Annotated in this window: 15 protein-coding genes and 5 pseudogenes; 16 read left to right on the forward strand and 4 right to left on the reverse strand. The window is 61.1% G+C overall.

Going from position 1 to position 24,364, the window contains the following annotated elements; genetic code table 11:
- Positions 1 to 189 precede the first annotated feature (189 nt).
- The 3 genes from LRS56_16070 (at position 190) to LRS56_16080 (ending at position 3,806) form a co-directional block, all read left to right on the forward strand.
- Positions 190 to 990, forward strand: a complete 801-nt coding sequence (locus LRS56_16070; GenBank protein WDU60431.1) for a glucose 1-dehydrogenase — start codon at positions 190 to 192, stop codon at positions 988 to 990.
- Complete coding sequence (locus LRS56_16075) at positions 983 to 2,809, forward strand: glycoside hydrolase family 15 protein (GenBank protein WDU60432.1); 1,827 nt, start codon at positions 983 to 985, stop codon at positions 2,807 to 2,809. The genes LRS56_16070 and LRS56_16075 overlap by 8 nt, the downstream gene beginning before the upstream one ends.
- A 103-nt stretch (positions 2,810 to 2,912) precedes the next feature.
- A complete protein-coding gene (locus tag LRS56_16080) occupies positions 2,913 to 3,806 on the forward strand; it encodes an alpha/beta hydrolase (protein WDU60433.1) in 894 nt (297 codons plus the stop codon).
- Here LRS56_16080 and LRS56_16085 read toward each other — a convergent pair.
- A pseudogene (locus LRS56_16085) lies at positions 3,803 to 3,976 on the reverse strand (ATP-binding protein). The gene LRS56_16080 and the pseudogene LRS56_16085 overlap by 4 nt on opposite strands.
- A gap of 504 nt (positions 3,977 to 4,480) precedes the next feature.
- Here LRS56_16085 and LRS56_16090 point away from each other — a divergent pair.
- Both LRS56_16090 and LRS56_16095 read left to right on the forward strand, forming a co-directional pair.
- Entirely contained in the window at positions 4,481 to 5,476 is a 996-nt protein-coding gene (locus LRS56_16090) for an isocyanide synthase family protein (GenBank protein ID WDU60434.1), read from the forward strand.
- Positions 5,473 to 6,384: a TauD/TfdA family dioxygenase gene (locus tag LRS56_16095; protein ID WDU60435.1), complete on the forward strand. Its 912-nt coding sequence runs from the start codon at positions 5,473 to 5,475 to the stop codon at positions 6,382 to 6,384. Before LRS56_16090 ends, LRS56_16095 begins: the two co-directional genes overlap by 4 nt.
- Positions 6,385 to 6,447: 63 nt before the next feature.
- Here LRS56_16095 and LRS56_16100 read toward each other — a convergent pair.
- Positions 6,448 to 7,412, reverse strand: a pseudogene (locus tag LRS56_16100) (GlxA family transcriptional regulator).
- A 90-nt stretch (positions 7,413 to 7,502) separates the two neighbouring features.
- Here LRS56_16100 and LRS56_16105 point away from each other — a divergent pair.
- A pseudogene (locus LRS56_16105) lies at positions 7,503 to 8,182 on the forward strand (DJ-1/PfpI family protein).
- Between the two features lie 42 nt (positions 8,183 to 8,224).
- Here the strand turns inward: LRS56_16105 and LRS56_16110 are convergent.
- Both LRS56_16110 and LRS56_16115 read right to left on the reverse strand, forming a co-directional pair.
- Entirely contained in the window at positions 8,225 to 9,652 is a 1,428-nt protein-coding gene (locus LRS56_16110) for an FAD-binding protein (GenBank protein ID WDU60436.1), read from the reverse strand.
- A gap of 313 nt (positions 9,653 to 9,965) precedes the next feature.
- A complete protein-coding gene (locus tag LRS56_16115; protein WDU60437.1) occupies positions 9,966 to 10,595 on the reverse strand; it encodes a LysE family translocator in 630 nt (209 codons plus the stop codon).
- Positions 10,596 to 10,755: 160 nt separating this feature from the next.
- Between LRS56_16115 and LRS56_16120 the strand changes: the two genes are divergently transcribed.
- The 10 genes and pseudogenes from LRS56_16120 (at position 10,756) to LRS56_16165 (ending at position 24,362) form a co-directional block, all read left to right on the forward strand.
- On the forward strand, positions 10,756 to 11,271 hold the full coding sequence (locus tag LRS56_16120) for a sigma-70 family RNA polymerase sigma factor (GenBank protein WDU60438.1): 516 nt from the start codon (positions 10,756 to 10,758) through the stop codon (positions 11,269 to 11,271).
- Positions 11,258 to 12,196, forward strand: a complete 939-nt coding sequence (locus LRS56_16125) for a FecR domain-containing protein (protein ID WDU60439.1) — start codon at positions 11,258 to 11,260, stop codon at positions 12,194 to 12,196. Before LRS56_16120 ends, LRS56_16125 begins: the two co-directional genes overlap by 14 nt.
- Positions 12,197 to 12,302: 106 nt before the next feature.
- On the forward strand, positions 12,303 to 14,789 hold the full coding sequence (locus tag LRS56_16130) for a TonB-dependent siderophore receptor (GenBank protein WDU60440.1): 2,487 nt from the start codon (positions 12,303 to 12,305) through the stop codon (positions 14,787 to 14,789).
- Between the two features lie 444 nt (positions 14,790 to 15,233).
- A complete protein-coding gene (locus LRS56_16135; protein ID WDU60441.1) occupies positions 15,234 to 16,673 on the forward strand; it encodes an undecaprenyl-phosphate glucose phosphotransferase in 1,440 nt (479 codons plus the stop codon).
- Positions 16,673 to 18,127: pseudogene (locus tag LRS56_16140) on the forward strand (mannose-1-phosphate guanylyltransferase/mannose-6-phosphate isomerase). The gene LRS56_16135 and the pseudogene LRS56_16140 overlap by 1 nt, the downstream one beginning before the upstream one ends.
- A gap of 6 nt (positions 18,128 to 18,133) precedes the next feature.
- Positions 18,134 to 19,045, forward strand: a complete 912-nt coding sequence (locus LRS56_16145; protein ID WDU65761.1) for a glycosyltransferase — start codon at positions 18,134 to 18,136, stop codon at positions 19,043 to 19,045.
- Positions 19,046 to 19,073: 28 nt separating this feature from the next.
- Entirely contained in the window at positions 19,074 to 19,850 is a 777-nt protein-coding gene (locus LRS56_16150; protein WDU65762.1) for a polysaccharide export protein, read from the forward strand.
- A gap of 14 nt (positions 19,851 to 19,864) precedes the next feature.
- A pseudogene (locus tag LRS56_16155) lies at positions 19,865 to 21,843 on the forward strand (exopolysaccharide transport family protein).
- 10 nt (positions 21,844 to 21,853) lie between these two features.
- Positions 21,854 to 23,044 carry a glycosyltransferase gene (locus LRS56_16160; GenBank protein ID WDU60442.1) on the forward strand — a complete coding sequence of 397 codons (1,191 nt, stop codon included), beginning with the start codon at positions 21,854 to 21,856 and terminating at the stop codon, positions 23,042 to 23,044.
- Entirely contained in the window at positions 23,034 to 24,362 is a 1,329-nt protein-coding gene (locus tag LRS56_16165) for a cellulase family glycosylhydrolase (GenBank protein ID WDU60443.1), read from the forward strand. The genes LRS56_16160 and LRS56_16165 overlap by 11 nt, the downstream gene beginning before the upstream one ends.
- Positions 24,363 to 24,364 lie beyond the last annotated feature (2 nt).

The following is a 24,364-nucleotide window of genomic DNA, read 5'->3' on the forward strand; positions in this document are numbered from 1 at the left end:
CTATAAGACACGCGGCGAAAAACCCTGTCAAACGCTTTTGAGCGGTTTTTTAGTATCTTATGGTTATTTCTTATTATTCTTTTATTCCATTTATCACCATGGTTGTAGTCGCTAAAATCACACGGGTGAACTTCCGTTGCGCGCCGTCAGTCAGCTGCTTGAAATCACGATTTTTAGGGCGGGTGAGCAATGCGTATCTCGTTGGAGCAACAAGTGGCCCTGGTGACAGGCGCCAGTTCCGGAATCGGTGCTGGCGCGGCCAAGGCCCTGGCGCAAGCCGGGGCGGCCGTGGTGCTGAATTACAACAGCCAGGCGGCACCGGCCGAAGCCCTGGCAGAGCAGATCAACGCCGAGGGCGGCCGGGCAATTGCCGTCGGCGCCGACATATCAAAAGAAGCCGACGTGGAGCGGCTGTTCGCCCAAACCCTGGAGACCTTCGGCCACCTGGACATCCTGGTGGCCAACTCCGGTATGCAAAAGGACGCCGCAGTGGTCGACATGACCCTCGACGACTGGAACGCCGTGATCGGCGTCAACCTCACCGGCCAGTTCCTGTGCGCCCGGGCGGCGGTGCGGGTGTTCAAACGCCAGGGCATCCGTGAAGGCGTGTCACGGGCCGCCGGCAAAATCATCCATATGAGTTCGGTGCACCAATTGATCCCCTGGGCCGGGCATGTGAATTACGCGGCGTCCAAGGGTGGCGTGGAAATGCTGATGCGCACTCTCGCCCAGGAAGTCAGCGAGCAGCGGATCCGCATCAACGGCATTGCGCCAGGAGCGATTCGGACTGCGATCAATCGCGCGGCCACCGAAGGCGCAGCCGAAAAGGAGCTGCTGAAGTTGATCCCCTATGGCCGCGTCGGCGATGTGGAAGACGTGGCCAACGCGGTGGTGTGGCTGGCCAGTGATGCGTCCGACTATGTCGTGGGCAGCACCTTGTTTATTGATGGCGGCATGAGCCTGTATCCGGAGTTTCGCGACAATGGTTGATTTGAAAAACGAACCACAAAGCGCCATCGATGCGCACGGCATCATCGGCGATATGCGCAGTGCGGCCCTGGTGAACGACAAAGGCAGCATCGATTTTTTCTGCTGGCCGGAATTCGACAGCCCCGCGATCTTTTGCTCGCTGCTGGATACGCCCGAGGCCGGGGTTTTCCAGCTCACCCCGGACCTGCCCAACGCCCGCCGCGAGCAAATTTACCTGCCCGACACCAACGTACTGCAAACCCGCTGGCTCAGTGATGAAGCCGTGGTCGAGATCACCGACCTGCTGGTCATCAGCGAAGAACCCGATGACCTGCCCCTGCTGATTCGCCGGGTCCGCGTGGTCAGCGGCACAGCCAGCATTCACCTGCGCTGCGCCGTACGCCATGACTATGCACGCGCGCCTACCGTTGCGGCGCTGGATAACGGCACGGTGTGCTTTCGCGCCGACGGCCAGCCTGGCCTGCGCCTGTCCGGCAGCCACCCGCTGCAGGTCAAGGACGGGGCCGCTGTAGCGAGCTTTGTGCTGGACCAGGAAGAAGGTGCCGAGTTCGTACTCGGTGGCCAGGACGATGAACGGGTGGACAGCAGCTGCACCGACCTGGCGCTGGCCCACACCTTGAAATTCTGGCGCGGCTGGATCGCACAGTCGAACTATCGCGGGCGCTGGCGTGAAATGGTTAACCGCTCGGCCTTGGCGCTCAAGCTGCTGACCTCGCGCAAACACGGCGCCATTATTGCCGCCGCCACCTTTGGCTTGCCGGAAACTCCGGGCGGCGAACGCAACTGGGACTACCGCTACACCTGGATCCGCGACGCCTCGTTTACCGTCTACGCCTTTATGCGCCTGGGCTTTGTCGAGGAGGCCAATGCGTACATGCGCTGGCTCAAGGGCCGGGTCAGCGACTGCTGCGGCCAGCCGACCAAGATCAATATCCTGTATGGCATCGACGGGCGTCAGGAACTGCCCGAAACCACGCTGGACCACTTCAGCGGCCACGGCGGCGCCAAGCCGGTGCGCATCGGCAATGAGGCGGTCGACCAGATCCAGCTGGATATTTATGGCGAGCTGATGGACGCGGTGTACCTGGTCAACAAGTACGGCGAAGCCATTTCCCATGAGGGCTGGAAACACACGGTGGAAGTCGCCGATCAGGTCTGCGAGATCTGGAACCAGAAGGACGTGGGCATCTGGGAAATGCGCGGTGAGCAGCATCACTTCCTGCATTCGCGGCTGATGTGCTGGGTGGCCCTGGACCGTGCCATCCGCCTGGCATACAAGCGCTCACTGCCGGCGCCGTTTGCGCGCTGGGACCAAACGCGCCAGGCGATTTACGCCGACATCTGGAGCAACTTCTGGAACGAAGAACGTGGGCATTTTGTGCAGCATATCGGCAGCACGGCCCTTGACGGCTCGATGCTGTTGATGCCGCTGGTACGCTTTGTCGCGGCCACCGATCCGCGCTGGCTTTCGACCCTGGAAGCCATCCAGAAAAGCCTGGTGCGCGATGGCATGGTCTACCGCTACCGCAACGACGACAGCCAGATCGACGGCCTGCAAGGCACCGAGGGCGCATTTGCCGCCTGCTCGTTCTGGTACGTCGAATGCCTGGCCCGCGCCGGCCAAGTCGAAAAGGCCCACCTGGAATTCGAACAACTGCTGCGCTACGCCAACCCACTGGGCCTGTACGCCGAAGAGTTCGACAGCCAGGCCCACCACTTGGGCAACACGCCCCAAGCCTTGAGCCACTTGGCGCTGATTAGCGCGGCGACCTTCCTGGACCGCAAGCTCAGTGGGGAGAAAACCACCTGGCAGCCGTGACCTGGAGCTAGACAAGTCAGCGCTTTGTCTTCAAAGGCGAAGCGCTGCGTCACAGCTTTGGACTAGAGTTGCAGCACGCCTGCCCCACCCGGAAGAGCCCTCCATGCCGATTCTCTACGTACGCACCACCATGCTCGACGTGGCCTATGAAGCCCACGGCCCCGTTGACGGCGAGCCGGTAATCCTGCTGCATGGTTTCCCCTACGACCCGCGCGGCTATGACCACATCGCCCCGGTGCTGGCCGAGCGTGGTTGCCGGGTGCTGGTGCCGTACCTGCGCGGTTATGGGCCTACGCGGTTTATCAATGAACAGGTCATGCGTTCCGGCCAACAGGCGGCGCTGGCCAAGGATTTGCTGGATTTGATGGACGCGCTGGCGATCCCGCAGGCCACGCTCGTCGGGTATGACTGGGGGGGGCGCGCCGCGTGTATTGTTGCGGCACTGTGGCCGCAGCGGGTGCGCGGGTTGGTGACCGGGGATGGCTACAACATCCAGGACATTGCCAAATCCATCACGCCGCGTGCACCGGAAACGGAGCATCGATTGTGGTACCAGTTCTACTTTCATACCCAGCGCGGTGTGGACGGGCTGACCGCCAATCGTCGGGAGTTCTGTAAGTTGTTGTGGTCACTGTGGTCGCCGTCCTGGGCCGAGGGGCCGAACCTGTATCGGCAGACGGCGCCGTCGTTCGATAACCCGGACTTTGTCGACGTGGTGATTCACTCTTATCGCCATCGCTTCCTGTACGCGCCCGGCGACCCCGAACTGGAAGCCATCGAGCAGGCGCTCGCGCTGCAACCGGCGATTGCGGTGCCGAGCATTTCGCTGTGCGGCGCCGATGATGGCGTGGGCCCGCCGCCGCAAGAAGATGACGACGTGGAACACTTCAGCGGTTTCTACCGGCGCCAGGTGTTGCCCGGCGTGGGCCACAATATTCCCCAGGAAGCGCCGCAGGTGACGGTCGCGGCGATCCTTGAGTTACTCGACAGGCGCTAAAGCGCAGCCGGCACTCTGAAGCTGAACACCCTGCCCTGCCCCGCTACGCTTTGTGCCCAGAGCGTGCCACCGTGGGCCTGGATAATGCCGCGGGAAAGATACAAGCCCAGGCCGCTGCCAATGGGGTTGCCCTCGCGGGAAGTCCAGTAACGTTCAAAGACGTAGGGCAATTACGCCGCGCCGATCCCCGCGTCGTCGTCGCACACGCGAAACAGCACCCCTGCAACATAACAACTTCAAAACCTCCTACAGCCAGAATAAAAACCTCATACAACAATGTTTAAAATTTACATTCACTGACATCAAATCAAGCTTCAACAGCGCGCTCGCCCCCCTTCACATTAATTCGAATAATTTCTAATAATTTTAAACAGACGTGTTTAGCCACTTCAAACAGCGCAGACACCTCCCGACACTCTCAGCCACTGCATCAAACAACTCATAAACATATAACAACCGCCCCCTCAACCAATGTTCAAAACCGAACATTTAAACCTGCTACAAATCATTGTGCAGCCCTACTAATTAGCCAAAGAAGATGTAAAGATTTTTAACGTATCGACACAGCTGGATACGTACCACGCGCTTTATTTACTTCCGTCTTTAAGCAACGGACGTCATTGCTGCGATACATGACAACAGGAAAAACCAATAAAGCCACATGGAGTAGCCTCATGGAAAATCAATCACACGACACTGCATCCCGCATCCTACAAGAGATACTGAAAATTCATCGCAGAGACCCGACGCACAACTCGGCCGGCAACTCAAACGAGGAGTTAGAAACAATTAGCAAAGTGCAAATCCCTTGTATTCAATACTTCGTTGAGGCCGGCAAACCAGTCGAATTGGTGTTGCCGGCCTTTCCTGCCAAGTCGCCCAACCTGCGCAAGGTCCTTGGCCAACTGCCGGACATGGCAGAAAAAATCTGCCTGCAGGCGCTGAACACGCTGTGCGCCAATATCAAGAATATCTACTCGCCAGGCGCGAAACTGACCATCTGCTCTGATGGCCGCGTCTTCAGCGACTTGATTGGCGTCGACGATCAGGATGTGAGTCGCTACCAGCACGTTATTCAAACGATAATTACGCAGTCATACCCAGAACATTTGAGGCTCTATAACCTTGAGGACTGCGCCCAGTTCGATGCCTCAGCGACGGATTTCGCCCGTCTGCGTCAGTTGATGGCCGCACGCTACGCCGAACCCTGCGACTCGATAAAAAGTACGCTTATGAAATCTCAGGACGGTGTACTGCTGTATCGAGCTATCACGCGATTTATGTTTGAGGATAACTGGGCACCCGACTATGTCGGGTCGAAGAACTCGCTGCAGAAAAAATCCAAACTTCTTGCCGTCAGTGTTATCCAGCGCAGTTGGGCGTGGGGGGCGCTACTTGCCGATGAGTTCCCCAATGCAATCCGACTTTCAATTCACCCACAGCCTGCGACCAGCCTGAAAATCGGTATACATATGATGCCGACACAAGACTGCTGGATGACACCCTGGCACGGTGTCGCAGTCAAGGTCGGCGAAAAGTACGTGCTTATGAGTCGGCATGCAGCGCAGTTGTGTGGGGCACAGTTGGTGATGGAGGACGAATCGCCAAGTCATTACATCCTCGAAACGCCGCCTATGCAAAACGCGATGATCCTGGAGAACGCCGTATGAGGGACCTCAACCTACAGAGCCTCGTCACCGTTTCGCCGCTGCCGGCCCAATCCGGTCAAACGCCGGAATTCGGCGTAATGCTGAAGCCGATGCAAGATCGCCGGCATGTGGGCGAACTGCCGGTTTCGTGGCTGCGTGCGCTGGTGCACAGCCATCAACTGGTGCTGCTGCGCGGTTTCGACAGTTTCGACGGCCCCGAGAGCCTCACCCGCTACTGTGCCCACTTCGGGCAGATCATGATGTGGCCGTTCGGCGCCGTGCTGGAACTGGAGGAGCATGCCGATGCAAACGATCACATCTTTGCCAACAGCTATGTCCCCTTGCATTGGGATGGTATGTACCTGGAAACGGTGCCCGAATTTCAGATTTTCCAGTGCGTGAACGCAATCGAGGCGCATCAAGGCGGCCGCACGACTTTTTCGAACACTGCCCATGCGCTACGTATTGCACCACCGCAGATGCGTGACCTGTGGAGCAAGGCCACAGGCAGCTATCAGCGCACCGTCGAACTCTATAGCAATACGGCACGCGCACCGATCATCGGTGCCCATCCACACCGTCAGTTCCCGGTTATGAGGTATTGCCAGCAACCGGTGGAAGGTGACAGCAGTTTTATCAACCCATCGACCTACACTTTCAGCGGCATTGGAGCGGGTGAGCAAGCGACTTTGCTCGACAGTCTCAACACCGCCCTTCACGACCCGCGTGTCCACTATGCTCATCAATGGCATACCGGCGATATTTTACTGACGGACAACTTTACCCTCCTGCATGGCCGGGAAAGCTTTACTCAGCGTAGTGGCCGTCATTTGCGCCGAGTACATATTCATAGCGAACCGCCCCTGCGCAACCCGCATGTGTCGGGTGTCATGCAGCGAGCGGGAGGCGAGCCTAGCCTGTCGACGTAAATCTGAAACTTGATCACTGATGGCGGCGGTCTCAATGTGCAAGGCTACCGCCATCTCACGCCATTACGGCCGGGAAAACCGCTCACGATACGCTTGGGGAGTTATCGAAACCGTACGCAAAAAACTTCGGCGCATGGTTTCCTCACAGCCAAACCCACACTGCACGGCGATCCGTTTGATCGAAGCAGCAGTGTCGGACAGTTGCCGACGAGCCGTTTCCACACGCATCAGTTCTACGGCTCGCGCCGGCGTCTGCCCGGTTTCAGCGCGGTAGTGACGGACAAAGCTTCGCTCACTCATACCGACCTGCTCCGCGAGCGTCGCGATATTCAGGTCAAGTGTCAGGTGTTCGGCCATCCAGGTATGCAACTCAGTGAATCGGCTGCTGCCCTTTTGCAGGGATAGCGTCACGCTGAACTGCGATTGCCCCCAGGGCGCTTGAGAAACACCACAAGATGCCGCGCCACTTCCAAGGCCATGAGTCGCCCGAGATCTTCCTCCACCAATGCCAGGCAGAGGTCGATTCCCGCAGTGACACCGGCCGATGTCCAGACATCCCCCTGCTGGATAAAGATCGGGTTGGCCTCAACCTTGAGTTTCGGATACTTGAAGGCAAGCTCTTCACATCGAGTCCAGTGAGTCGCTACCCGACGGCCATCCAGCAGGCCTGTAGCGGCCAGTAAAAAAGCGCCGGTGCATACCGAGGTTACCCGGCGAGACACCCCCGCCTTGTGCCGAACCCAATCGACCAGTGCGTGATCCTCAGCAGCGCCATAAACACCCCAGCCACCTGCAATCACCAACGTGTCGCAGGGGCTGTCGGCCGGGGGCAGAGGCTCGTTTACCAGCGCCAAACCGGCAGAGGTCATCACCGGCGTCGACTGCGATGCAATCACATTGGCGCGATAAGGCACTGCTAGCCCCCGCTGACGGGCCAGATCATTGGCAGACGCAAAGACCTGTAGCGGCCCTGTAACGTCGAGCACTTGAACATTCGGAAAAGCCAGCACGTGGATGATTTTTGGCATGGTTGGCGTGATTAGTGGGCTCAATGGCGCGTAGGCCAAATCCTACGACGCTAGAGTCAAGCCGTCCATCTCTCCCTCAGGAGTTTCACCATGACCTTGCAGATCGGCTTTCTGTTGTTTCCCGGTATCCAGCAGCTGGACCTCACCGGGCCATACGATGTTCTGGGATCACTTCCCGACGTGAAGTTGCACCTGGTGTGGAAAGACCTCGAGCCCATCACATCCAGCACAGGGCTGGTGTTCACCCCAACCATGACCTATGACGATTGCCCGCCGCTGGACGTGATCTGTGTACCCGGCGGCACAGGTGTCGGAGCGTTGATGGAAGACTCGCAGACACTGGACTTCCTTAACGCCCAGGCCCTGACCGCACGCTATGTAACATCGGTGTGCACCGGTTCACTGGTGCTGGGCGCAGCCGGTCTGCTTCGAGGGCGTCAGGCAACCACTCACTGGGCATACCATGACATGCTCGCACCACTGGGCGCGATTGCGGTGCAGGCACGCGTGGTACGTGATGGCAATTTATTAACCGGCGGAGGCATTACGGCCGGGATTGATTTTGCCCTGACCCTGGCGGCCGAGCTTTACGGCGAAGCGACGGCGCAATTGGTGCAACTGCAAATTGAATACGCACCTGCACCGCCTTTTGATGCAGGACGGCCTGATACAGCCCCCCGCAAGTGCTGGAGGAGGCCAACAAACGCACCGCACAATCGCGCAAAATGCGCGGCGAGATCGTGGCAAGGGCCGCGGCACGGCTAGGGTAAAACCGAGTGCTGAGCGCCTCGGCGCTCGGCCTCAATCGCAGATCAAGATAACCCTGTGAGGTAATCCGTAACCGCCGATATGTCCGTGAGTGAGCATGAGGTAGCGATATAGGAATCGGGGCGAACCAGGATCATTTGATCGCTGTAAGGGCTGTGTTCCTCGTCAATCCTGATCAGCTTGACGAAGGGCGGCAGATCCAACTTCAACTCGCAGTCACCGAAGACCAGAAGCGTGAAGAACCGATAGTCGAGCAGCGAATAGAGACGCGTGCCCGCGTTCTCCCCGTTGTGGTGGACCGGGAAGTCGAGCACACGCGTGCCATGAAGCTCATGCTCGCCGTAACGAACCCCCATGCCGGTGATGTACCCAGCCCTGCGCTCGACAACCTTGAGGTAGTCGTTGGCATGCGTTCCAGTCTCGGAATACTTGGTGGTACGCACAAGTTCGCCAGACGTCTCGACAACCCCCATGGCCACCCGCTTGCGCTCTTGTTCGTAGGTACGCAGAAGCTCGATTGGCGCATCGCCATTGAGCACCATGCTCATCTTCCACATGATGTTAAAAGCGTCCGCCAACCCGGTGTTCAAACCCTGGCCACCATTTACCGAATGGATATGGCAAGCGTCCCCCGCCAGAAACACCTTGTCGGCAATTGCATAGTGTTCGGCCACCGATTCTTTTACGGAGAACTGCGAGAACCAGACGACTTCCTTGAAGCGCAACGTGTGCGGCTGCATGGCACGGTTGATCTTGGCGATCGCTTGTTCGACGGTGAAATCCTTGACGTCCATGCGAACATAAAATCGATCCAGATTGCCTTCGCGTGGGATCCAGGCCACATCGGAGGTTTCAGCCTGGAACACGATGATTTCCGGAACCTTCACGAAATCAGTCTCGATCACGCCATCCAGGACCGCCCAGATCAATTGCGGATACGTCACCGCGAAAGGAACATTGAAGAGGCTGCGCACAAACGAGCGCGAGCCGTCGGCACCTATCACGAACCTGGACTTGATAATCTCGCCGGTCGACAGGACTGTCGTACACCCATCGTCGGTAACGCTGATATCACTGACCCAGGTGTCGCGGCGTACGGCGCTCTCCATCGCCTTGAGTTTCTCATCCAGCGACTGCTCGACGAACGATTGCCCTAGCATAAGGAAATGCTTGTGAAAACACCCCTCCAGCGCGTCCCACCACGTCGATTGACGCGACGTGAACTTACCGTCGGCCCACACCGAACTGGTGTTGCACGGTTTACCCTTGGCGTGAAGTTCGTCAAACAGATCAACGATCTCAAGCAACTGCAGCGTTCGTGCGTTGAGAGCATCAGCCCGTCCGACTTGAAGCGGAGCCGAAGATTTATCGACGATCACTACCTGAAGATTACACAGCCGGCCCAGGTAGGCACAGGCAAGGCCTACGGGGCCGGCGCCGACAACGACAACATCGATCACAGGGGCAGTCATTCGTATCCCCTGACGCGCAGCGTATCGAACAGTCGAGCGCGGCGGGTGCGTGCCACACGGTAAAGTAAATAGGAAAATTCTCTTGTCATGATGGTCTGCTCAGGCGAGGGAGCGCCATCTTTAGGTAGCCACCACTCACTTTCAAACGGACAAGTAATACAGAAAATATGTAACTGGCCGCAGCTCACGCGGTGTGATTAAAAGCGTCAGCCAGACATCAACAAACCGGAAAAAACCTACGTCGCAGGTGCCTGGCTGCCAGCAGATTCGCTGGGGCGACGAGGCCGCAAGTCGACGTTTTTTAAGCGCCCCATCAGCTTGGTCGAGGCATCAGCGCCAGACGCACGGCCAGAGCCATCAGCACTGTAGCCAAGCCCCATTTCTGCAAGACGGCGCCAACCGGACGGCCAGCAAAAAAGCGGCTGACGGCACCGCCGAAAATCCCCAGCAGCACATGAAACACCGCGGCGATCAACGTCAGAACGCCGCCCAGCACCAGCAATTGGATGGCGATCGGCCCCGCCTCGGGGCGCACGAACTGCGGCAGGAATACCACAAAGAACAGCAGCGCCTTGGGGTTGAGCAGGCTGTTGAGCATGGCCCGTAGAAACACGCGACGCAGACGCACCGGCTCGACCTGATCCGTCATCGCGCCGGGGCGCTTTTGCACGGTCTTGAACGCCAGCCACAGCAGGTAGACGACCCCCGCATTGCGGATCAGGTCGAACGACGGCGGCCAACTGGCGACCACGGCGGTCACGCCGGTGGCGGTCAATGCCGTGAGCAGCAAGTCCGCCACGCCGATGCCCAGGCCCGAGGCCACCCCGCCGCGCCAGCCATGGGTAACGCCATGGCTGATGACAAACGCCATATTCGGCCCCGGTGATAACAGCAACAGCAAAACAGCACCGGAAAAAACCGCCAGGGTTGCAGGCTCGATCATGCTCACGTCATCCACCGGGAAAGCCTGCAGATTAATCCGCGCCTACAGCGGCGAACAAAAAATTGTGCTGGATACATTGCTCGCGGGTAATTGCTCATTGTCACGGCCAACGTCTAGAATGCGAAACATTATCAATTAAGACTGCTGCGCCAGGATGCCCATGTCGAGCGATCACCCACTGGACCATGCCGCCATCGGCCAGCTTTACCATGCCCATCACTCCTGGCTGCGCGGTTGGTTGAGCCGACGCACCGGGTGCCGTGAACATGCCGCCGACCTGGCGCAGGAAACCTTCGTGCGCCTGCTTAACGCACGCAAGCAGCAGACCTTGCAGCAACCTCGCGCTTACCTGAGCAGCATTGCGCGCAGTTTGATGATCGACCAGTACCGGCGCCGCGAACTGGAGCGCGCCTACCTCGAAAGCCTCGCGCATTTCCCCGAAGCCGAGGTGCCGTCGGAGGAAACCCGGCGGCTGATTCTCGACAGCCTGGAACGCATCGACCGCCTCCTCGACCAGCTCAAACCCCGGGTGCGCGAAGCCTTCCTGCTGGCGCAACTGGACGGCCTGACCTGTGCGCAGATCGGCCTGCGCCTGGGCGTGTCCAAGGCCACCGTAGAGCGCGACCTGGCCAAGGCGCTGCACGCCTGTTATCGGTTGCGCTATGCCGAATGCTGACCCGCGCCTGGTGGACCAGGCCATTCAATGGATGATCAAGCTGCGCTTCAACGTCGCCGATGACGCCAGCGCCGCCGCGTTCGACCGCTGGCTGCACACCAGCGCCGAACATCAGCAGGTGTGGCAGCGCGTGGTGTCGATGAATGATGATTTCAGCGCACTGCCGGCGCAGGTCGGCCGCCATGCCCTGCGCGGTGCCCGCCAACGGATCAGCCGTCGCGAAGGCTTGAAGCTGCTGGGGTTGGTGGCCGGTGCAGCCGGTTTGACCTGGCTCGGCCGCGACTACACGCCGCTGCCCGCCCTGATGGCTGACTACCGCACCGCCACCGGCGAACGGCGCTGGGTGGCGCTGAGCGACGGCAGCCGGATCCAGCTCAACAGCGCCAGTGCGATCGACACCACCTTCACCCCCGAGCGCCGCCTGGTACATCTGCGCCAGGGGGAAATGCTGCTGACCACCGGCACTGACAGCCGGCCGTTCTGGGTGCAGACCCGCGACGGTTACCTGCAAGCCTTCGGCACGCGCTTGCTGGTACGCGAAGACGCCCAGGGCACCCTGCTCGCGGTGCAACAAGGTACGGTGGCGGTAATGGCTGACAGCGCACGCCAGGTGGTCAAGCCCGGCGAACAGGTGCTGTTCGACCGCCACGGCATTCGCTCGCCCCTCGCCAATGGCCTGGACCCCTGGGGTTGGAGCGATGGAGTGATCAGCGCCCACAACATGCGCCTGGACGACTTCCTCGCCGAGCTGAGCCGCTACCGCAGCGGGCTCTTGCGCTGCAGCGAAGCCGTGGCCGGGTTGCGGGTCTCGGGCACTTATCAGCTAAGTGATACCGACCAGGTATTAAGCCTGGTGGCGCAATCGCTGCCGGTCGACGTCACCTACCGCAGCCGCTATTGGGTGAGTGTTATACCCCGCGTGTAATCCTGTAAAAAATAAATGAGGTGAATTCTCATTGCCGTTCGACCTGTAAGGAAAGGCCGATCAACAGGCCGATTCTGTTTACTTCCTTCAGGAGCACCCCGCGGTCATGCAAGCGTTCCCGTCCAAACGATCACCCCTCAAGCACGCGGTGCAGGCCGCCTTGCTCGGCGCTTGCCTGGGCAGCGGCGCCGTGCCCCTGGCCGTATGGGCCGACGCGCCCGCCCAGGACACCCAGCCCCGCCAATGGAGCATCGCCGCCGGCCCCCTCGCCTCGGCGCTGGACCAGTTTGCCCGCCAGGCCGGCATCAGCCTGTCGTACGACGCCACCAGTGTCGCCGGCAAGACCTGCAATGGCCTGGACGGCAGCCTTGACCCTGAACAAGCCCTGGGCCAGTTGCTGCGCGGCCAGGGCTTGCAAGCCCAGCGACAAAGCGCCAGCACCTGGCTGCTGTTGCCGCAAGTGGCCGACAGCGGCGCGCTGAACCTGGGGGCTACCACGGTGACAGGCGAACGCTTGGGGGCAACCACCGATGGCACCGGTTCCTACACCACCGGTGCGGTGACCATCGGCAAAGGCGAACACAGCCTGCGGGAAACACCGCAATCGGTCAGTGTGATGACCCGCCAATTGATGGACGACCAGAACGTCGCCACCATCGATGACGTGATGGAACGCACACCCGGCATCACCAGCTACGAATCGCCCATGGGCGGCAAATATTTCTATTCCCGTGGCTTCAAGATGCTCGGCCAATACCAGTACGACGGCGTCCCTCTGGACATGGGCAAGGACTATGCCCAGGCCGACAGCTTCAGCGCCAACATGGCGATCTATGACCGGGTGGAAGTACTCAAGGGCGCGGCCGGCATGCTCAAGGGCGCCGGCACCGCCAGCGGCGCGGTGAACTTCGTGCGCAAGCGGCCCCAGGCCAAACCCACCACCAGCCTGTCGCTGTCCGCTGGTACCTGGGACAACTATCGCGCCGACGTCGACACCGGCGGCCCGCTGAACGACGCGGGCACCGTGCGTGGGCGGGCGACTGTCAGTCAACAGAATCGCGGTTCCTACATGGACATCGCCAAGCGCCAGGACCAGGCGTTCTACGGCGCCCTCGACTTCGACCTCAGCCCCGACACCACCCTGGGCGTCGGCGCCAGCTACGAAGACGTCGACGCCACACCCTGCTGGGGCGGCCTGCCGCGCTATGCCGACGGCAAAAATGCCAACCTGAGCCGTTCCACCTGCCTGGGCCAATCCTGGAACGACTGGCAAAGCCGGCGTACCACGTTTTTCGCCGACCTCACCCACCACCTCAACGACGACTGGACACTCAAGGTGGCGGCGGTACACAGCCGCAACCTGCAAGACATGAAGTACGCCGCCAGCGAAGGCACCATCGCTTATGGCAACCCGGCCCCCACCGCCCTCTCCTATGCAGCACTGATGGACTACGACCATAAGGACTTCGGCCTTGATGCCTACCTGGACGGCAAGTTCGAAGCCTTTGGCCTGGAACACGAGCTGATCCTCGGCGCCAACGGCAGCCGGGGCACCCAGGACGACATCTACGCGATCCAGAACCTGCCTACGCGCCAGAGCATCTATCAACCCGACCACCACTTCCCGGAGCCGGCCGACAGCACCTTCTGGCCGAACATGTACCGCGGCGGCACGATCAAGGAAACCGCCACCCAGTACGGCACCTACGCCACCTTGCGCCTGCGCCTTGCCGAGCCGTTGATGTTCATCGTGGGCAGCCGCGTGAGCTGGTACGAGAACCGCCGCCAGTCCTACGGCCTGGGCTGGGGCGAATGGACGTCGCAAGACGCACACACCCAGGAAACCGGCGAGGTCACGCCGTTTGCCGCGCTGATCTACGACCTCAACGAGCACCTGTCGGTGTACGCCAGCTACGCCGATATTTTCCAGCCGCAGAGTGCCTATGCCACCGCCGATGGCGCCGCGCTCAAGCCGAAAATCGGTGACAACTACGAGCTGGGTATCAAGGGCGAGTGGTTCGACGGGCGCCTCAACGGCTCCCTGGCGTTGTTCCGCGCCGTCGAGAAAAACGGCGCCGAAACCGATTACACCCGCTTCTGCCCGACCTCTGCCGACGGCTATTGCTACACCGACACCGGCAAGGTGCGCGCCCAGGGCGTAGAAGCCGAAATCAGCGGTGAAGTGCTTGAGCGTCTGCAAGTGTCCGGGGGCTACACCTACACGCAGACCAAGTCGCTGAAGAACATCGACAGCACCCTCGAAGGCGGTAGTTCCAACACCTACGTACCGCGCCACATGCTACGGATGTGGGGCGACTACACGCTCGACGGAGCCCTGTCGAAATGGAGCGTCGGCACCGGAGTCAACGCCCAGAGCAGCAACTACCGCGTACAGACCATCAAGCTGGAACAGGCCGGTTATGCGGTCTGGAGCGCGCGCCTGGCTTACCGTCTCGACGACACCTGGACGCTGGCACTGAACGGCAACAATTTGTTTGATAAAAACTATTACAACACTGTCGGTACAGCCTCCCAGGGCAACTTTTATGGTGAACCGCGAAATTTCACGGTGAGTTTGAAAGGCAACTTCTGATCCAGCGAACCCCCCGGTGGCCGGGCACTTAGTGCGCCTTGCCACCCCCTCTTTGTCCCCCAATCCCGCCGCTGTTTGAAAAAGGTTTTTCCTTTAAGCAGGAAAAATCCTGCATTTGTTCCTACACTCAAAAACAGGCCCTATTACCCGAGTGTTCGGACAAGGAATGTCAATAAAATGCCGCAAAAAAGACTAATCAACCTGTCTAGCACGCCACCTCCGCGCCACTGTCAATTCGTTGACTAAGCAGAAAAGGAAACACTCCTTTAGCCACTACCCCCGCAAATTCCCTTCAAATGGGCAGCTGTTTCTGTATGCGCATTTGGATTGATAGTTGCGTATTACCCAGAGTAGTCGTAGTTCGAATTGCCCTCTAAAGCGGCCTGCTGCTTTATTGAACAAACAACCGAACAGCAGAGTCTGGAGTGCAATGAGGGATGTTTTATGCGAGAAAAGTCGTCCGTCGACAGCCTGTTTTTAACGCGCGCCGGTTTTGTTGAGTTCTTTGTTGTTTTTATCAAATTGATCCATGGCCTGAGCGCCATACTGCCGCCTCTGGTACTGGTGATTTTCATCGACCCGATGGACCCGGAGCTGCGCGCCCACTTCATCGGGCTGCTGGTGTTTTTCGCGGTCCTGACCATCATTCTGTTCCAGGCCCTGGGCATCTATTCCGAGGAGCTGTTCAGCAATCGCCTGCGCCTGAAAACCAAAGTCAAAGCTTGGTCGGCGGCATTTTGTATCCTGCTGTTCATGTACCAGATCCTGCTGTTTTTCCCGCAATTGACCCCCCGCAACCTTGTGGCCTGGTACTTCGCCAGCCTGCTGCTGTTCTGCCTCGAACGCCTGCTGATGCTGCGCCTGTACCGCAAGCTGATGCGCGCCGGCAAATACCTGCAACGCACGGTGATTCTGGGCTTTACCGACACCGCCATGCACGTCGCCGACCATCTGCAGCGCAACGGTGATATCCGCTCCGGCCTGATCGGTTTTATCGACGACCGCACCGAGCGCATTCCCAAGGAACTGAGCAACCTGCCCTTGCTCGGCAACACCCGCGACCTGGAAAAACTGATCCGCGCCGAACAGGTCAACCAGGTGATGATCTGCCTGCCCTGGGCCGCCGAGCAGCGCATCCACGGGCTGGTCAACCGCCTGCGGCAGCTGTCGGTAAACGTGATGCTGGTGCCCGACATGGCCGCCTTGCGCTACGGCCACAGCCATATCACCGACGTGGGCGGCATCTTGATGTTCAACACTTCGCAACTGCCGCTGCGAGGCTGGTCGCCGGTGATCAAGCGCTGTGAGGATTTGCTGCTGGCAAGCATCGCGCTGGTCTGCCTGTCGCCGGTGATGCTGGCGACGGCGATTGCGATCAAGCTCGACTCCAAGGGCCCGGTGCTGTTCCGCCAGAACCGCTATGGCTACAACGACAATGAAATCCGCGTGTTCAAGTTCCGCTCGATGTTCACCGAACAGAGCGACTTCACCGCCGAGCGCCAGACCACCCGCCAGGACCCGCGCATCACCCGCGTGGGCCGCATCATCCGCAAGACCAGCATCGACGAGCTGCCGCAACTGTTCAACGTGCTGCTGGGCAACATGTCCATGGTCGGCCCGCGCCCGCACGCCACGGCGACCAAAGCGGCGGGTGTGCCGTTTGAAGTGGCGGTGAGCGAGTACAGTTCGCGCCACCGGGTAAAACCCGGGATTACCGGCTGGGCGCAAATCAATGGTTACCGGGGTGAAACCGACACCCTGTTCAAGATCCAGAAACGTGTCGAGTACGACTTGGAGTACATCTCCAAGTGGTCGGTGTGGTTTGACCTGTACATCGTTTTCATGACGGTCCCGGCCGTCCTTTCCACCAAGGAAGTCTATTGATGAACACACTCAACGGATTAATTCCCTGCATCATTTCCGGTGGTTCGGGCACGCGGCTGTGGCCGGTGTCGCGGCAGAACATGCCCAAGCCGTTCATGCGCATGCGCGATGGCCAGAGCCTGCTGCAGAAAACCTTCCAGCGCGCCGCCAAACTGCCCGGCGTGGAAAGCGTGTTGACGGTGACCAACCGCGATTTGCTGTTTCGCACCCTGGACGACTACCGCCTGGTCAACACGGCCCACCTGCCCCTGGACCTGCTGCTGGAGCCGTTCGGCCGCAACACGGCGGCAGCGATTGCCGTGGCGGCGCTGCATGTGCAGGAGCATTTCGGCGGCGACGCGCAGTTGCTGGTGATGCCCGCCGACCATTTGATCCTCAACGAAGTGGCGTTCGCCGAGGCCGTGACCCAGGCCCGCGACCTCGCCGAAGCCGGCTACCTGGTGACCTTCGGCATCCAGCCTGACCACCCGGAGACCGGCTTTGGCTATATCGAGCAAGGTGAACCGCTGAGCCACGGCAACCGGGTCAAACGCTTCGTCGAAAAACCCGACCTGGCCACCGCCCAAGGCTACCTCGACGGCGGCAAGCACCTGTGGAATGCCGGCATGTTCTGCTTCAAGGCCAGCACCCTGGTGGATGAGCTGACCGCGCATGCCCCGCACGTACTGGAAGCCGCCCGCGCCGCGCTGGAGCACAGCCAGAGCCTGCAGAATAAAACCTCGCGCCAGCGTGAACTGGATTCGGAGGCATTCGGCAGCGCGCCGGATATTTCCATCGACGTGGCCCTGATGGAAAAGTCCCAGCGAGTGGCCGTGGTGCCCTGCGACATCGGCTGGAGCGATATCGGCTCGTGGGAAGCCCTGCGTGCGCTCACCCCGAGCGACGCGCATGGCAACCAGGTCAATGGCGAAGCCATTTTGCATGACGTGCACAACTGCTACATCGACTCGCCCAAGCGCGTCCTCGGCGCGGTGGGCGTGCGCGACCTGATCATCGTCGACACCCCCGACGCGCTGCTGATCGCCGACGCCAAACGCAGCCAGGATGTGCGTTACATCGTCGCCGAACTCAAGCGCCAGAACCATCCGGCGTACAGCCTGCACCGCACTGTCACCCGGCCGTGGGGCACCTACACGGTGCTGGAGGAAAGCAGCCGCTTCAAGATCAAGCGCATCGTGGTCAAGCCCCAGGCTTCGCTGTCGCTGCAGATGCACCACCACCGCAGCGAGCACTGGGTGGTGGTCAGCGGCGCCGCGCAGATCACCAACGGCGAGCGTGAATTCCTGATCAACGCCAACGAGTCCACCTACATTCCGGCCGGGCACAAACACCGCCTGACCAACCCCGGCATCATCGACCTGGTGATGATCGAGGTGCAGAGCGGCGAGTACCTGGGCGAGGACGACATTGTGCGCTTTGACGACATCTACGGGCGTGCGCCCGCTGACGTGAAAAATGATATGCGCACGTCACTGATCATCCCGACCCGTAACGCCTCCAGCCACCTGGCGCGCCTGCTGCCGGCGCTGAAGATGCAAACCCTGCAACCGGACGAAATGCTGGTGGTGGACAGCGCCTCCAACGATGACACCGTGGCGCGCTTTCGCGCCTTCGGTGCGCGGGTCGAAGTGATCGACGCCCGCGACTTCAACCACGGCGGCACCCGGCGCTGGGCCAGTGAACAGGTGGGCGGCGATGCGCTGATCGTGATGACCCAGGACGCCATCCCCGCCACGCCCGAGACCTTCGCCAACCTGCTCGACGAATTGCAGCAGGACCCGCTCAACGGCGTGGCCTACGGCCGCCAGCTGCCGCACCCCGATGCCGGCGTGCTTGGGGCACAGTCGCGGCACTTCAACTACCCGGAACAGAGCCGCAGCAAAACCCTGGCGGATGCCCCGGAACTGGGGATCAAGACCTGTTTCAGTTCCGACTCGTTCTCCGTCTACCGGCGCAGCGTGCTGCAAGCGGTGGGCGGCTTTCCCGCCGACGTGATCGGCAGCGAGGACGCCTTTGTGGCGGCGCGCATGCTGCTTGAAGGCTACAAGGTGCGCTACGCCGCCACGGCGCTGGTGCATCACTCTCACGATTACAAACTGATGGATGAGTTTCACCGCTACTTCGACATCGGCGTGTTCTACGGGCGCGAGCCATGGATCAAGCAGGCCTTTGGCGATGCAGGAGGCGAAGGCAAGCGCTATGTGCTGGCCGAACTCGCCGCCTTGCGTAAAGCCGGTGCCCTGCACCGCGTGCCCGAAGTGCTGGTGCGCAGCGCGTTCAAATTGCTCGGCTACCGGCTGGGCCACCTGGAACGTCGCCTGCCACTGTCTCTGAAGCGGCGCATCAGCATGTTTCCCGGTTATTGGAGGTAGCAGCATGACGAACAGGAAGTCCCCCTTGATCCAACGCAGTATGCTCGTCCTGGCCATGCTGGCCCTGGCGGCCTGCAATACGCCTGCGCGCATCGTGCCGCCGGACGACCAGGCCGTCGAGGATGGCAAGCGCGCCCTCGACCAGCTCGCCCAGTTGCCGCCAGCGGTGGAACGCATCCGCATCGGCGACCAACTGCGCATCGTGCGCGACGCCGGCGAGATGCCCACCCTGTCGGCGTTCAACGTCAGCACCATCTACGAGCTGACGCTGTATACGGTGCAAACCGACGGCAAGATCAACTACCCGTTCCTGGGGCCGATCCAGGTGGCGCGGCGCACGCCCGCCGAGGTGGCAGCCGACCTGACCAAAAGCCTCGCGCCGGTGTACCGCGAGCCGCGTGTGACGGTGAACATCAACCAGGCACCGGGCAACTCGGTGATCGTCGGCGGCGCGGTGAATAACCCGACGGCGGTGCAGATCGCCACGGCCAACACCCTGGAACAGGCGATTATCGGCGCCGGCGGGGTGAACCCGTCAGGCAACGCGAGCATGGTCGCGCTGCTGCGCGAAGATGCCCAAGGCGCTTACCACGCCTACTTCCTGGACTTCAGCCAGTACCTCAAAACCGGCCCCAACGGGCGCAAACCCGTGCAACTGCAACGCGGCGATGTGGTGTTCGTACCCAAGTCCAACGTGGGCGAGCGCATCCAGGGAGTGGATACCTACTTGAACCAACTGATCCCGTTCACCAAGTCCATTGGGGTTGGCTACAACTACACCCGAACCAGCGGCGGCAATAACTAAAGGAGCGACATCCCATGATCGAGATCCGTTCTTTTCGTGATCTTCTGCGCCTGTTCTTCATCTTCCGGCACGAGTTCAAATTGGCGGCCATCGCGGCGCTGGTGATCATTTTGCTGGGCGCCTTTTTGCTGCCGGCCAAGTACGAATCCACCGCGCGCCTGCTGGTGAAGCCAGGGCGTGATTCAACGCTGCCGATCGAGATCAGCAACCGCCAGGCGCTGGTGATGCCCAGCACCCAGCGCGACCCGATTGTCGACGAAGAGCGCCTGCTGACCGGGCGCCCGATCGTGCGTGCGGTGGCCGAGCACTACCTGGAAGTGATCGACAACGCGCCGCCGCCCGAAGGCTTCTTCAAGCGCGTCAAGTACACCGTCAAAAGCGCGGTGGGCGCGGTATTCGACGGCCTGCGCGTGGTGCTGGAAACCGTCGGCGTGGTTGAAAAAACCACCCCCGTGGAACGCCTGGCCGCCAGCCTGGAAAAGAGCTTTGACGTGAGCCACGCCGCCGGCTCCACGGTGATGGATATCACCTTCACCTGGGGCGATCCGGAGATTGCCCAGGCGGTGGTCAAGGACTGGGTCGAGACCTATATCAACGAACGCACCCAGGCCCTGGGGCGCAAGAGCCTGTACGCCTTCTATGAAGGCCAGGCGGCAAACAGCGCCACCGAGATCAAGAGCTACAAGGAACAGATCCTCACGCACCTCAACCAGATCGGCGCCGCGAGCATCACCGACCGCCTGGAAGACTTGTCCGAACGCATCAACGTACTGCGTGGCGAAGTGTTCAACACCACGCGCCTGATCGCCTCGTCCGACAGCGCGATCCAGAGCACCCGCAACCAGCTCAAGGGCCAGCCCAAGGAAGTCACCACCGTTCGCCAGATCGCGCTGAACCCGCAGCAGCAGGATTTGCGTCGCCTGCTTAACCAGAAGCTGCTGGAAAAAGCCGACATGATGCGCACCTACACCGACAACGCGCCGCCGGTCAAAGCCCTGGATGCGTCGATCCGTGCAATGCAGGGCATGGTCGCCAGCGAGAGCAACACCGTGCAGGCCTCGGAAAACCGTGCGCCGAACACCCTGAAATCCACTTGCAGCGGGTGCTGCTGGATGAGTCGAGTAACAACCTGGCGCTGCGCACCCAACTGGTTCAGCAACAGAAGCAACTGGTGAACCTTGAGGGTCAGCGCAAGGAAGCCCTGGAGATTGAACCGGAACTGGCGCGCCTCTCCCGCGAGCTGAATACCACCGAGCGCAACTACGCGCTGTACGTGGACAACCTGGAGAAATCGCGCATCGACCGTGAGCTGGACAACAGCCAGATCAGCAACATCGCGGTGATCGAAGAAGCCACCCTGAACCCCGGCCGCATCTTCCCGAAAACCCTGGTGATGCTGATTTTGGCGATCCCGTTCGCGATCGTCGTCGGCCTGCTCGTGATCTACCTGTGCTACCTGCTCGACCAGCGTATCCACGATGGCGGCCTGGTGGAACGCAAGTTCGGCCTGCCGCTGTGGACTACCCTGCCGGAGCTGGACACCACCACCGCGCAAAGTACCAACGCTTTCCATGCAAGCATCTACCGGCTGTACAGCCTGTTGCAGCCGGCGCGCATCGCCGAACAGGGCCTGGTGCTGGGGCTGACCTCGGCGCGGCATGGCGAAGGGGTGACGTTTGTGGTGGAGCAGCTGCGCCTGTTGCTGCGTGAGAACGGCATCAATGTACGGGTCGGCGGGCTGGAAGCGGCGGCGCCGGGCGAAGTGGTGCTGCTGGACGCCTCGGCGCTGCTGGACAACCGCGATGCGTTTATCACCTTGCGCCGCGCCGACCTGATCGGCCTGGTCGTGGAAGCGCGCAAAAGCACGGTGCCGGTGGTGGAGCACGCGCTGTCGATCCTCAACACCGCGTTCGGCAAGGTGGACGGCATCATCATCAACCGTCGCAAGTTTGAAGTGCCGAGCAAAGTGCTGCGCACCATCGCCAAGTACCGGGGGCGTTCTGATGCGTATCGCCCTGCTCGCGCCCTTGCCACCGGAAAAAAACGGGATCGCCGACTACGCGAACCACTTCCGCACGGCGTTGGAACAACTCGGGGTGACGGTGCTGACACCGCTGACCGGGGTGGCGAGCAACTCGCAGGCGATCAAACACGCGGTCGCCACCTTCAACTGGCACAGTGTGGACCTGGTCCACGCCGAGCTGGGCGGCGGGCGCCTGGGGGAATTTCTGGCCCTGCGCGAACTGCGCAAGGCTTATTCGCACCTGCCGCTGACGGCCACCGTGCACGACCCGGAGCGCATGGTGTGGCGGCGTGAGCAACTGCCGTTTCCGCTGAACCTGCTGGAGCGCCTGCCCAGCCCATTGCCCCAGGCGGCGGTGGTGCTGGCCGACCCCCTGACCTTGCGCGAAGAACGCCAGGTCGCCAAAGGCCTGACCCGGCTGGTGACGCTTACCCGCCTGGGCGCTGATTGCCTGAGCCAACGCATGCAATTGCCGCCCGGCAAAGTGGCGGTGATCAACCACGCCAACCTGGCCGTACCACCGGCGCCGCTGCCCGCCCTCGAGCCCCTGCGCCTGCTGTACTTCGGGTTTATCTACCGCGGCAAAGGCATCGAAGACCTGGTGCAGGCCCTGGCCAATGTGTTCGAACAAGCCCCCGAATTGCGCGACCGTGTGCGCCTGACCCTGGCCGGTGGCACCGCCGCGGAAATGGCGTTTGGCGCAGGCGGCAATTATCTGGAGCAACTGAAGAGTCAGATCGCCGCACTCGGCCTGACCGGCGCCATCGACTGGCGGCTGAACCTGCCCGCCGACGAAATCGCCCGGACCATCCAGGCCCACCATGTGATGGTGCTGCCCTATCGCGAATCGAAAAAACTCGGCCTGCTGGGACGCCAGCGCGGCACCAGCGGGGCGCTGTCCTGGGCCACCGCTTGCGGGCGCGGCGCGATCACCTCCGATGCGCGGGCGTTTGCCGAGGAAGTCGCCAGCGGCAACGGCGCCATCTACCCCGAAGGCGATGTGGCCGCACTGAGCGAGCAACTGCTGCGCCTGGCCCGCACCCCGTCACTGGCTCGGGATTGGGCCGAGCGCGCCGGGGAAATCGGCCGTGAACGCCTGTGGCCGCTGACCGCGCAGAAGTTCGCCGAGCTGTTTGGCGAGGCCATCAAAGGAGCCCACCATGGCGCGTAAACGCACCTGGGTGGCCACCCTCGCGGTGGTTGCCGTCTTGGGACTGACTGCATTTTTATGGGGGCGCCAGGCGGATGCCGAAAACCATGTGCTCAAGGGCAACAAGGTCGTGGTGTGGAAAGACTTTCTGGGGGTGAACGCGCAGTTCCTGTGGTTCAGCCCTGCGCGTTATCAGATGCAGATCGACCGTCTCAGGGACTTGGGCCTGGAGTGGGTGCGCCTGGACCTGCACTGGGACCAACTGGAACCGGTGGAAACCCAGTACCAGGTCGCGACACTCGATCAACTGGTGGGCAAGCTGCAAGACAACCAACTCAAGTCGGTGTTCTACCTGGTGGGCTCGGCGCCCTTCGCCACCACCGCGCCGGTCGGTGCGCCCTATCAGGACCAGTACCCGCCCAAAGACCCGAATGTGTTCGCCAACCGCATGGCGTTGTTGTCGCAGCGCTATCCCAGCGTCAACGCCTGGCAGGTGTGGAATGAACCGAACCTGCTGGGCTTCTGGCGCCCGGTAGCGGACCCGGCCGGCTACGCCACGCTGCTCACAGCCACCGCCGCGGCACTGCGTGCGGTCGACCCGAGCAAACCAGTGGTGGCCGCCGGCATGGCCTTCTTCAGCGAAATGCCCAACGGGCAGACCATGTTCGACGCACTCGGCGCCCTCGGCCTGGCGAGTTTGAACAGCACCGTGTCCTACCACCCCTACACCCAATTGCCCGAAGGCAATGACCCGGCCAACCTGGACTTTATCGCCAAGACCAGCGCCCTCAACCAGGGCCTGCGCAACGCCGGCGTGAACACCCTGTGGAGCACCGAGTGGGGCTGGTCGACCTACCCCGGGCCCAAAGACGCTCAGGACATCATCACCCGGCAAGGCCAGGCCGATTACATCCTGCGCCGCCTGGCCCTGATGAGCGCGATGGATTACGACAAGATTTTCCTGTTCACCCTGAGCGACCTTGACCAGCGCGCCAGCGTGCGTGACCAGTCCTATGGCTTGCTCGATATCGATGCAAACCCCAAGCCCGCCTATACCGCGCTGAAAAACTTCCTCGACGTGAGCGGGCCGGCGCTGACCCCCGCCGACCCACCCGGCGCCGACCAGTTGCCGGGCGGCCTGTTCAGCATCGGCTGGACCCGCGCCGACGGGCGCAAGCTGTGGTTTTTCTGGTCGGCCGAAGGCGGCAACGCGCACTTGCCCGGGCTTGCCGGCGCCACCCTGTATGACCCGCTGCGCGGCACGCAAACGCCGGTCAGCGGCTCCAACGGACTGACTGTACCGGTCAAGCCGAACCTGCAAATTCTGTTATGGGACTGAGG

This window comes from Pseudomonas poae (assembly GCA_028869255.1).
Lineage (GTDB): Bacteria > Pseudomonadota > Gammaproteobacteria > Pseudomonadales > Pseudomonadaceae > Aquipseudomonas > Aquipseudomonas poae_C.